This is a genomic window from Bdellovibrionota bacterium, assembly GCA_040386775.1.
Classification (GTDB): Bacteria; Bdellovibrionota; Bdellovibrionia; order Bdellovibrionales; family JAEYZS01; genus JAEYZS01.
This window is the reverse complement of sequence record JAZKEU010000007.1, coordinates 73977-83464: the sequence shown is the minus strand read 5'-3', so window position 1 is coordinate 83464 and position 9488 is coordinate 73977. Positions and strand designations below refer to the sequence as shown.

The following is a 9488-nucleotide window of genomic DNA, read 5'->3' as shown; positions in this document are numbered from 1 at the left end:
CCAGAATCACAACCGTTAGTTAATACTGCACAAGTCGATGGTTGATAACCTTTATCAATGCATACGATATAAGGATTATTGCTGTCTTCGCAAGATTGATTACCGGAGTCATCTTCACCAGATCCATTTGCGCACGTGCTGGGTTGATAGCCTTTATTCAAGCAGGCTACTTGGCCAGAATCACAACCGTTAGTTAATACTGCACAAGTCGATGGTTGATAACCTTTATTAATGCATACGACATAAGGATTCTCATCATCAGAACAAGAATTGGTGTTAGATGGTCCACAAGTCACTTGAGTAGAACCTATAGTTATAGATTCACCCCAGCTCAGCTCAACATCGCCAGCTTGAACATTTATTACAGATAATAAAATCAGTATACTTAAAAGAATTTTCATTTCTCTCTCCTTTGTTAATCACTATTAACGGTGAACATGGAGAAAAATAAAGCTTATTAAAAATAGAGTGTGGCACCACGGTGCCACATGGAAATCCTATACATAAATGATTTTAAAACCCGAAAAAATATTTCTCCAGAATTTTATTGAATGGCAAAGATCAAAAAAATTAAAACGCTTAAAACTGATTTTTTATCATTTTTGTTATAGAAATCATTCCAATTAAAATATGGCTTAATAACCACGGGAATATATTTAAATCCTACAACTAAAGACGCGTAGAATCTGTGAAAGCCATTGCGTACCTCATATCGATATTCTGTCGATTCTTTCGTATATACTTCAATTGCTGGAATGCTAGCTTCTGTTCCGAAGCCTTTCAAGATCTCAACCATACGATCCCGCTCAAACCATTCAACTCCTTCTTTGCGAAGGGGTGGTCGAATTTCAGATATAGGAATAAGTAGAGTTTCTGATGATACGTAAGATTTTGAGTTAGGCTGAAAATTAAATATACCTGCTTCTTTGATCCATCCTCTGGCAAGGGTGGAATTAAATTTTTGATAAAGTCTCCCCTGTTTTTAGAAGTAGTTCTAATTTATTGATCCCATATAAAACCACGGAACCTGGCTTTACCTATCACTTAAATCAGAATGTAATGGAATTAATAACTTAGAACTCATTCCTGGTTTCAAGAATGGTGGAGGTGACAGGGATCGAACCTGCGACATCCAGCTTGCAAAGCTGGCGCTCTACCAACTGAGCTACACCCCCAAATAATTGGGAATAAACTTTGTAGGATTTTTTGTGAAATTCGTCAATAGTCTTTTTTAAACTATAAAAAGAAAGAAGATCCCTGAAGGATCTTCTTCTGTAACCTTATTCGATTTGATGCCCAGATCTTAAGCAGAAGCGATTTTTGAAATTAGATTTGCGAACCAACTCTTCTCGTTTTTTAGATCGAAGCCTACAATTTCGCCACCCATCAAGATAGAATTGAAAACTTGTCTCAATACATCCACTTCCTCTACTTTTCCTGTACTTAAAGCCTCTTCTGCTGCTTCAAATACACTCACTAAATCTGATGTCGTCACTACTTTTGGAAGCTTGTGAATATCAAATCCTTGGAATGGAATGGGTTTGAATCCGATGAGTTCGTCGGTGATTAAAATCTTGTCACCGCTTGAAAAATTCAACTGCAAGAAAGGTTTTTCCTGTGAGTCGTCTCGTATTAAGACATCTTCAATTTGATTGAATTGAAAACACAGTTTCTTTCTATCCACTGTTTGTAGAATTTCAATTTGCTGCTGATCGTGTTTTGTTTCTAGACCATGAGCCTGAGCTACAAAACTGATGATGACTTCTTTATGCTTATTCTTCTCTATCATGTTTTCATTCCTTGTATTTATCTTACATGAAACTATTCGACGTCGTAATCTTGAGACTTAAACTATTTGTATTTTAAACACGAAATCTAGTCTCCAGATCGGTCAGGATTTTAGACACTTTTGTCTGATTACAGAGGGAAATATCTCAAAAGAGAACAACTTGATGAGTGACGCAACCATTCCGCAAACATTGATGACAAAGAACAGTTTTTCTAGTTAAATACTCACCTATGGTTGTTACACGTTGGCAAGCGCCGATTATTCCGTCGATCGAACAGATCAAAATGATTTTTGTGAACGAAGGTCTCGAGCCCATCGAAGAGCTTTTTCCGCGCGAATCAAAAATTAAAGAACATCGTCATCCATTTGATGAAATCAGAATGGTCGTTGATGGTGAATTACTGGTCAACGTTTCTGGAAATCAGTTGTTACTTCGCGCTGGTGATCGTATCGAAATTCCGTCCAATACACGTCATCAGTATGGCGCACATGGTCAGGGCGATTGTCTTTGTGTTATTGCCCAAAGACCTCCTCTTTAATACCATTTATGTATGAAAACACACATCTTGATCGTCATCACATCCGTGATCTGTGCATCGCTTTCATATGCAGGGATCGAACAATCAATCCGGTACTACACCAATGGTAACTTAGTTAACCCAACTACTTTACCGCCAGAGGCACCAGGGTTAGTTAAGATCCGAAGAACCAAGGATCGCACATACAGCACTCACGAATTGGCCACCATGATTGAGACTATCGCCCATGAGGTGGCTCAAAAGTATCCTGGCAGGGATCGCCTCCAAATTGGAGATGTAGCTAACGCTAAAGGTGGGACCATTGGACAACACAAAAGTCATCGCAACGGTCTAGACGCTGATATCGTTTACTATCGTAAGAACAATAAAGAGCAAGATCCCTTTTGGGCTGGCAACTATGTTGAGAAGTTTGTAAAAAAAGGCAAACCCACGGAAAATTTTGATGCTGAGAGAAATTGGCAGCTTTTGACAAAACTTGCGTCCTTTCCTCAAGTAGAGCGTGTTTTTGTTGATATTGGTATTAAAAGAGCTCTTTGCGCAATTCATGTGAACAACCGAGATCCAATCGCTCAACAGGCTTTGAGAATCATGAGACCTGCATCCTTGCATGATGACCATATGCATGTGCGTATTACTTGTCCTCCAGGAAGTCCCCGCTGTGTGGCGCAAGATCCACCTGCACCAGGAAACGGTTGTGGAAATAACAGAATGGAGCTGGATTTACTTCAATCTATCTTGGAAGAAGAGACTGGTTGTTAACGGTTTTTTAACCAGCTGAGATATTCGTTCATTTTTTTTTCGAAACCCAAACCTTTGGATTCGTAGAATTTTTTGTCCTTAATATCGTCTGGTAAGAACTGCTGTTCTTGCCAGCCTTTGTCGCCCTCATGTGCATAGTTATAATCTTTGCCGTAACCCTGTTCTTTCATAAACTTTGTTGGAGCGTTACGAATAGAGAGTGGGATGGGAAGTTGTCCTGACTTTTGAACTTCTGCTTGAGCGCGCTTTAATCCCATGTATGAAGAATTGGATTTTGGTGCTGAAGCCAAATAAACAACCACTTGCGCGAGGTTGATTCCGCATTCGGGAAGGCCAATCATCTCTACTGCATGAAATCCACTGGTTGCGATTTCTAGAGCTTTTGGATCTGCGTTGCCCACATCCTCTGAAGCTAAAATCACAAGTCTTCTTGCGATGAATTTTGGATCTTCACCACCCTCGAGTAATCTTGCTAAATAATAAAGAGCGGCATCGGGATCTGATCCTCTTAAGCTTTTTATGAAAGCGGAGATGGTGTCGTAGTGTGATTCTCCAGATTTGTCGTGATAAAGAGTTTTTGAACCCAAAAGATCTTTGAGTTTTTCTACATCCACCGGGAATGCCGATTTGGCCGTGAGATTTTGGTAATAAATTATGATTTCTTCTGCGCGATTGAGAAGGCGTCTTGCGTCTCCATCTGCCAATTGAAGAATGTACTGGAGAGAATCCTCTTGGAAAATGTCATCGATGGAAAGTTCATATTCTTCAAAAGCACTATTTAGGATTTTTAAGAGAGATTCATCTACATGCCTTTTAAAAACTACGACTCTGGATCTACTGAGAAGGGCCGAGTTCACTTCGAAACTTGGATTTTCAGTTGTTGCGCCAACTAAAATGATATCGCCACTTTCGACGTAAGGTAAAAAAACATCTTGTTGAGCTTTGTTTAATCTATGAATCTCATCGATAAACAAAACTGTTCCACGCTGATACATTCGCTTGTTATTTTTTGCTGACTCGCAAATTTCTCGGATTTCTTTTGCTCCAGTTGCAATTGCGTTGAGGGCGATGAATTGTTTTTGGGTGTGCGTGGCAATGATTTTTGCGAATGTTGTTTTCCCCGTACCTGGAGGACCCCATAGAATTAAACTTGGAAATTGATCGGACTCTAGACTTTTTCTCAGCCAGCTGTCTTTTTTGAGTACATCTTCTTGGCCAACGATTTGCTCTAAAGCCTTGGGACGCAAACGTTCTGCGAGCGGTCTATCCGTATCAAATTGTTCGTTTTGAGAGAAAAGATCCATGGCTGCCTTTGTAAGCTATGGACCTCAAAAATTCAAGTTAATGACGCAAACCTTTGGAAAAGGTGCGGCTCACCTTTATAGGGTGTCGGAGCCGGCGTCGGTGTCTTCGCTCATCATATTGAAAGCTTTGTCTTTATTGATTACTCTTGGAGTTAAGAAAATTAATAATTCGTTTTTGTCGTAGGTCATTTTGTCCTGACCAAACAACCAACCGATGATTGGGATTTTTCTTAACAATGGGATACCAGCGTTGCCTTCGGTGTTGTCCGTTGAATAGATACCACCGAGGACGGCTGTGCTTCCGTTATCCACGAGGATTGTAGACTTAGCACTTCTTGAGTTGAGGGAACGAGCTCCTGTGTCTGGCGCTCTTGTATCCACGGCACCTGCAAATTCTCTTAGGATTTCTGTCTTTAAGATCACACCACCATCCGCTGTGATTTGGGGAGTTACGTTGAGGCTAAGCTTTACAGTTTTGTATTCTACTGTTGTTGTCTTCTCATTTGTTTCTTCATCGATGGTAGTGATATATGTCGGGAATTGGGTCGACTGCTCTATATTTGCGGGTTGATTATCCAGAGTTACAATTCTTGGCGAAGAAAGAATTTTAACTTTGTCGTCTGATTCCAATAACGCGAGTTTTGCTGATAAAGAAATATTACCTGTGTTGATCACATTTCCTGTCGCTAAATTAAGACCCACTGCACCTGCACTGTTGTCTGTCCAGCTGATACCAATTTCTCTCGCGTTTGAGGTTTTACTCTCTACAATTTTACCCTCGATGTAAACTTGCGGAGTTTGCGTATCTAATCTTGTTAATAGTTTTTCGATTTTATTTACGTTCTCGGCAATGTCTCTCACGACAAGGTTGTTTGTTCTTTCATCTGCTTTTGCAGAACCTCTTGTGCTCAAGAAACCCATTGCTTGGGGCTCAAGATCTTTTGCTTTTGCATAAGAAATTGGGAATACCTTTACCTTTAAAGGTTCCAATTGTTTTTGCGCATCTAGGAGTTGTTTTGCAGAATCTGTTTCGGCGCGGATACTTGTCAGTGTTGAAATTCTTAGGATATTTCCTTGGCGGATGTAACCCAGTTGTTTGGTTTGCATGATCACAACCAAAGCTTGGTCCCAAGGAATTTGTCTTAGTTTTACAGAAATTTTTCCTTTGATCTCATCTGAAAGAACTAAGTTCACACCACTCTCTTCCGAGATAAAAGTGATAACGTCTCTGATTTCTCCGTCGATGATTTCAATTGAAATCTTTTTTCCGTAAAACTTTGTTTCGCCCATTAGGAATTCATCTAAAGTTTTAGAATTCAATGCTGTTGGTCTCTCACCTGCTTGACCATCATCTTCTGCTACAGCTACTTCTTGACCACCCATTGAGGATTGCGAAGCGCCCGAGGAAGCTTCCGCTGAAATTTCTGGAGTCGGGGTTGCCGCTACAGCAGCACCGGGAACCACCACTAAAGAGTTTCCTTCTTGCACTACAGAGACAGGCGTTGGCTTTTTTAACTGAACAATAATTCTAACTTTATTTGTTCCAGGTCTTTGATAAGCATTGATCATGCCCACGACGCCGGAAAATTCTTTTGTATTGTATGGTCTTTGGAATTGAGAAGGAAGTTCAGCGTTATCAATTTCAACGATGTATTGGTTATTTGCACCATTCTCTTGAGTCGTGTACTTCGCTGGCCCACTTGTTTGAATGACGATGGTTCCGCCGTTCTCGTTTGCTTTGTAATCTAAACCTGTCACGCGTACATTTGAATCCACGGCTGACAATTCGTCTTCGTAAGCCGGAGTTTCTGAAATTTCTGGTTCAGGAACTTGTTCCGATTGATTTTCAGCTTGAAAAGCTTCATCTAAATTTTCTTCGTCAGCAAAATCTGTTGCAGGTTGTTGTACAGTTTCTTGTGCAGCCACTTCTGATTCGTTGAGATCAACTTCTTCTTCGGAAGCTTCCGCGTTGTTATCTGCATTTGGTTGTTCAGCATCCGGTTGCTCTGAATCTTTCTCTAGCTGTGCCGTTTCCTGTGCTACTTCATCGCCTTCTTCTCCATCTGAAAAAGATGACGTACAGCTCAATTGAGAAATTGTCATGATGGAAACCATCATCATTGCTAGTAGTCTTTTCATTAGATCTGACCTTGTTATTATTTTTTTCATTGCCCAACCCCTTTTACGCTAGAAAGCTTAAGTATCTTTGTTTGAAATGATTTTCTTCCTTCAGCATTGACCAACTGCTCTACCACGATGATTTCACCTTCGCGGATAGCTGCTACATAACCCATCTCTTGGCCCAATTTCGTATTCTCAATGATGATATGACTTCTGCCCGAAGGATCTTCCACGAGTGCCTTAGGTCGTCCCACATCCCAAATGATTCCTACTAACTTCAATTGTGTTAAGGCAAATTTTTGTAACGGCTCCAGAGGAATACTCGGAGACTGAGTCAGTTTTACTGTTGGACTTAAGTACGGTAAGAATGGATCTCTACGGTCCGTTGGTGTGTAACCAATGTCCTCAAAAAAACCTTCTAAGAATGGATCTGTTATTTGTGGTGAAAGAGATGGTGCTACCACATTTGTTGGAGCAACTGTTTGATCGGGAATCTCCTGCATATCTTCTAAAGAAGATGGAGCCGTTGGTTCTTGATAGTTTTGAGCGAAAGATTTTAGTCCCACAGCCAATAAGCCTGTAAAAATGATTCCCAAGAGAGTAAACTTTTTCATCGTTTAGTCTCCTTGTATTTAAATCCTACGAGCTTACCTGCCATCTTGAGATTTGTTTGGCCATCAACAATTTCTTTTGTTGATAGATTCATATCTGTTGGATGGATAATCAATTGACGCTTAGAGAGTTGATACATGAAAAGTGTAAGCTGAGAGAATGAACCTTCAAATTCAACTTCCATTGGTAATTCATCAAAATAGTTTTTTGTCTGACCATCTGTGGGACGAGCCTGAGTCACTCTGATTCCGGCATTTTTAGCTTCTTCAGATACCACCATAACAACATCTCTCGTCGTACCACTTGCCGGGATCAATTCTGTGGCCTTGCTTAAAGATTGGCTGAGCTTTGTGATTTCCTCTTTCATCATAGGAATTTCAGAGCTTGAGTTTTGGGCTTTTGTTAGGCCTACTTTTTTCTCTTGAAGCTGAGAGTTCAACTGAGCAATTTGATTTTGTAGAGTTTCGTTAATCGAGAGACTTCCCATGTAATTGTATCCCGCAAAGGCTACGCCTACCAAAAGAAACACTAGAATGGGCATGTTTTCTAATTTTTCTTTCATTAGATATTCTCCAAGTCGAGTCGAATACTGAATGACTTCACTAATCCTTGAGGCTCATTCACTTCTGCTGAATTCACCCATGTTACATTCGAAAAATAGGCACTTTCTTCTAGATTTTGCATGAAAGACGAGATGATCGCATCTTCGATAGCTCTTCCCTCTATAGAAATGATTTGGTCTTTTATAGTTAGCTTTGTGACCCATGCTTTTTCTGGGATTAAGCTTTGGAGAGAATCTAGAATCTTAACGTAAGTGTATCTTTTCTTAGAAAGTTCTTTGATTGCGCCTAACTCTGTTGAAAGTTTGTTTTTTTCACCTTTCAATTGCTCAATAGTATTCAGCTCAGGCTTTAAGGCTTCCAATTGACCATCCAAAACTACCGCTTGCTTATTTAATTTCTCTACGTCAGATTTCAACCCACTTTCTACGTGCCAGGTGTAAGCAAAAACCACGATAATGGGAATTATCAAGAATGCAACTCTCTTGATGATGGCATTGTTTTCACCAACGGCACCTCCAACTGCATTTCGAAAATCAGAATCAAGAATGGTAGAGTCCCCACCTTTCTTTTGTTTTTTTCCGGCGTCCTTAAGTAAATTGACCTTAATCATCTGTCACCCGCTTTACGTAAACCCAATCCAACCGCAACTGCTGCAAGAGGTGCAATTTGAGAAATATATTCTGACGCAATCGCATTCTTATCCACTTGAATGCTGTGGAAAGGATTAAACATTTCCACAGGCAACTGCGACAGATTGGCTAATGATTCTTTAAGGCCAATCATTAAACTGCCGCCGCCTGTAAGATAAATTCTTTGGATTTTTCCTTGATTCGAAGTTGATGTAAAAAAATCCAAACTGCGATTCAGTTCATCACAGAAATTTTCATGCGAAGATTGCACAATAGTCTTAAGTTCTTCTGGAGCAGGTCTGCCGAGAGAGATATCCAACTTTAATCCTTCAGCTTCTTCTACACTTACGCCCATTCCTTTTTGAATGTCTGAAGTGTAATTGAATCCACCCATCGGAATGTCTCTGGCAAAAACAACTTCGCCATTCTCAACAACAACAAAATTTGTAATGCCACTGCCGATATCAAAAACAGCAATCGTGTCATTATTGAACTCTGGGTGATTTTTCATAAAACAATTTGCTAGAGCAAAACTACTTACGTCTAAAACTGAACAAGAAATACCAGCACTCTCTACCGTTTCTAAATAGTTCATGATTAAATCTTTTTTGGCAGCCACAAGAAGAATATCCATGGTGTCAGCACTTGCTTGAGAAGAATTTAAAACATGATATTCCAAATTGATTTCCTGAATATCGAATGGAATATATTGTTCTGCTTCCCAACGAATTTGCTCATCGAGCAACTGAAGATCCATCTTTGGAAGGCCAACACGCTTTACGATCACGGCTGTTCCCCAAATTCCTACGCTAGCGTGCTTTCTTTTTGTATTTATTTTTTCAATGAGAGATTTGATTGCTTGAGAAAGAGTGATGGGATCAATGATTTCTCCTCCTGCAATTGTGCCCGCAGGAGTAGGAGCTACGCCAAAAGCCATGACTGTCGTCTTGCGTTGGCCTACATCCAACTCAACGATTTTTATTGAGCTCGTTCCAATGTCGAGTCCGATGACTTTATTTGAATCAAAAAACATCCGTGTTGTCCCAACTTACATCTTGCCGTACTGGTCATTCTTTGACCGGTAGATACACTACATTCTTAATTAAATCGCGGATTTGGACTATTAGTCAAATTGGTGGAGGTCTAGCACCAGCTAGACACACATCTTTGTG

General features: G+C 40.1%; 11 protein-coding genes and 1 tRNA gene. 2 read left to right on the top strand and 10 right to left on the bottom strand.

What is annotated here, in order from left to right; all coding sequences use genetic code 11:
- The 4 genes from V4596_02770 to V4596_02755 form a co-directional block, all read right to left on the bottom strand.
- Positions 1–401, bottom strand: a 401-nt coding sequence (locus V4596_02770; protein MES2768043.1) for a hypothetical protein, incomplete at its 3' end; no start/stop codon positions are given.
- A 143-nt stretch (positions 402–544) separates the two neighbouring features.
- The gene (locus tag V4596_02765; protein ID MES2768042.1) at positions 545–796 is read right to left on the bottom strand and encodes a hypothetical protein; all 252 of its coding nucleotides are present in this window, start codon (positions 794–796) and stop codon (positions 545–547) included.
- Between the two features lie 303 nt (positions 797–1099).
- Positions 1100–1175, bottom strand: a tRNA-Ala gene (locus V4596_02760).
- Between the two features lie 128 nt (positions 1176–1303).
- Positions 1304–1789, bottom strand: coding sequence for a hypothetical protein (locus V4596_02755; protein MES2768041.1), 486 nt, complete (start codon positions 1787–1789; stop codon positions 1304–1306).
- 230 nt (positions 1790–2019) lie between these two features.
- On the opposite strand from V4596_02755, the gene V4596_02750 reads away from it, so the two are divergent.
- The gene (locus tag V4596_02750; GenBank protein ID MES2768040.1) at positions 2020–2328 is read left to right on the top strand and encodes a cupin domain-containing protein; all 309 of its coding nucleotides are present in this window, start codon (positions 2020–2022) and stop codon (positions 2326–2328) included.
- 12 nt (positions 2329–2340) lie between these two features.
- Entirely contained in the window at positions 2341–3087 is a 747-nt protein-coding gene (locus V4596_02745) for a penicillin-insensitive murein endopeptidase (protein ID MES2768039.1), read from the top strand.
- Here V4596_02745 and V4596_02740 read toward each other — a convergent pair.
- The 6 genes from V4596_02740 to pilM form a co-directional block, all read right to left on the bottom strand.
- Positions 3084–4391 carry a replication-associated recombination protein A gene (locus V4596_02740; GenBank protein ID MES2768038.1) on the bottom strand — a complete coding sequence of 436 codons (1308 nt, stop codon included), beginning with the start codon at positions 4389–4391 and terminating at the stop codon, positions 3084–3086. The two genes, V4596_02745 and V4596_02740, sit on opposite strands and share 4 nt — an antisense overlap.
- Before the next feature lie 75 nt (positions 4392–4466).
- Positions 4467–6560 carry an AMIN domain-containing protein gene (locus V4596_02735; GenBank protein MES2768037.1) on the bottom strand — a complete coding sequence of 698 codons (2094 nt, stop codon included), beginning with the start codon at positions 6558–6560 and terminating at the stop codon, positions 4467–4469.
- Positions 6557–7126: a pilus assembly protein PilP gene (locus V4596_02730; GenBank protein MES2768036.1), complete on the bottom strand. Its 570-nt coding sequence runs from the start codon at positions 7124–7126 to the stop codon at positions 6557–6559. The genes V4596_02735 and V4596_02730 overlap by 4 nt, the downstream gene beginning before the upstream one ends.
- A complete protein-coding gene (gene pilO / locus V4596_02725; GenBank protein MES2768035.1) occupies positions 7123–7686 on the bottom strand; it encodes a type 4a pilus biogenesis protein PilO in 564 nt (187 codons plus the stop codon). The genes V4596_02730 and pilO overlap by 4 nt, the downstream gene beginning before the upstream one ends.
- Entirely contained in the window at positions 7686–8297 is a 612-nt protein-coding gene (locus tag V4596_02720; protein MES2768034.1) for a PilN domain-containing protein, read from the bottom strand. Before V4596_02720 ends, pilO begins: the two co-directional genes overlap by 1 nt.
- The gene (gene pilM / locus V4596_02715; GenBank protein MES2768033.1) at positions 8294–9349 is read right to left on the bottom strand and encodes a type IV pilus assembly protein PilM; all 1056 of its coding nucleotides are present in this window, start codon (positions 9347–9349) and stop codon (positions 8294–8296) included. The genes V4596_02720 and pilM overlap by 4 nt, the downstream gene beginning before the upstream one ends.
- Positions 9350–9488: the final 139 nt, after the last annotated feature.

Coding starts and splice junctions, on each gene's coding strand:
- V4596_02765 (MES2768042.1), bottom strand. CDS start 796: ATGGTTGAGATCTTGAAAGGCTTCGGAACAGAAGCTAGCATTCCAGCA.
- V4596_02755 (MES2768041.1), bottom strand. CDS start 1,789: ATGATAGAGAAGAATAAGCATAAAGAAGTCATCATCAGTTTTGTAGCT.
- V4596_02750 (MES2768040.1), top strand. CDS start 2,020: ATGGTTGTTACACGTTGGCAAGCGCCGATTATTCCGTCGATCGAACAG.
- V4596_02745 (MES2768039.1), top strand. CDS start 2,341: ATGAAAACACACATCTTGATCGTCATCACATCCGTGATCTGTGCATCG.
- V4596_02740 (MES2768038.1), bottom strand. CDS start 4,391: ATGGATCTTTTCTCTCAAAACGAACAATTTGATACGGATAGACCGCTC.
- V4596_02735 (MES2768037.1), bottom strand. CDS start 6,560: ATGAAAAAAATAATAACAAGGTCAGATCTAATGAAAAGACTACTAGCA.
- V4596_02730 (MES2768036.1), bottom strand. CDS start 7,126: ATGAAAAAGTTTACTCTCTTGGGAATCATTTTTACAGGCTTATTGGCT.
- pilO (MES2768035.1), bottom strand. CDS start 7,686: ATGAAAGAAAAATTAGAAAACATGCCCATTCTAGTGTTTCTTTTGGTA.
- V4596_02720 (MES2768034.1), bottom strand. CDS start 8,297: ATGATTAAGGTCAATTTACTTAAGGACGCCGGAAAAAAACAAAAGAAA.
- pilM (MES2768033.1), bottom strand. CDS start 9,349: ATGTTTTTTGATTCAAATAAAGTCATCGGACTCGACATTGGAACGAGC.